At 46.1% G+C, this 1,004-nt stretch carries 2 tRNA genes; both read right to left on the bottom strand.

Features of this window, described 5'->3' with window-relative positions:
* Nucleotides 1–281: 281 nt before the first annotated feature.
* Nucleotides 282–357 (bottom strand) — tRNA-Ala (locus ACFO0S_RS00440).
* 438 nt (nucleotides 358–795) lie between these two features.
* A tRNA-Ile gene (locus ACFO0S_RS00445) sits at nucleotides 796–872 on the bottom strand.
* Nucleotides 873–1,004 lie beyond the last annotated feature (132 nt).

Consider the following 1,004-nt stretch of genomic DNA (forward strand, 5'->3'; position numbering starts at 1 on the left):
CTCACTCCCTCTCTCGCTTGATTCCTCGAACTGCTCGTATCTTGAAACCCTAAAAGTTGTTGCTCCTAAAAGGAGACTTAAGGATACACGTCAATCAACTTGACGTTGTGTTTGTTGAATCTAGTTTCAGACGCTAGAAATCACCTCCCTAAGCCATGGCCATCATAAAGGCAAAGAACGCCTTTTTGCTGCCCCTGTCTTAGCTCGTTATTTCTGAACGAGCGTCTTACGCTTTTTTCATAATCAATGTCGTTCTATCCAGTTTTCAAAGAACAAGAAATTGGTGGAGCCTAGCGGGATCGAACCGCTGACCTCCTGCGTGCAAGGCAGGCGCTCTCCCAGCTGAGCTAAGGCCCCATGTTCGGCTTTCAATATACATCGCATTTCTTCGTCATCTGCAGTCACTCAGTCGCTCACGTACTTGGGTACGCTCACTCCCTCATTCCTTTGATTCCTCGAACTGCTCGTATCTTGAAACCCTCTATTGAGAGTTTTGATTCCAACAACCTGGCTTTCACTATACATCGCATTTCTTCGTCATCTGCAGTCACTCAGTCGTTCACGTACTTGGGTACGCTCACTCCCTCATTCCTTTGATTCCTCGAACTGCTCGTATCTTGAAACCCTCTATTGAGAGTTTTGATTCCAACAACCCGGCTTTCAATATACATCGCATTTCTTCGTCATCTGCAGTCACTCAGTCGTTCACGTACTTGGGTACGCTCACTCCCTCATTCCTTTGATTCCTCGAACTGCTCGTATCTTGAAACCATCTAAAGGGTATGGAATTAAAAATGGTGGGCCTAAATGGACTCGAACCATCGACCTCACGCTTATCAGGCGTGCGCTCTAACCAGCTGAGCTATAGGCCCCAAAAGAATGTAATTAGATGAACATTCAAAACTGAACTGCAAGACGTTAAATCAGACCGATAGGTCTGTTCCGTAATTATCCTTAGAAAGGAGGTGATCCAGCCGCACCTTCCGATACGGCTACCTTGTTAC

The organism is Chryseomicrobium palamuruense, from assembly GCF_042649045.1.
In the GTDB taxonomy this organism is placed as follows: domain Bacteria; phylum Bacillota; class Bacilli; order Bacillales_A; family Planococcaceae; genus Chryseomicrobium; species Chryseomicrobium palamuruense.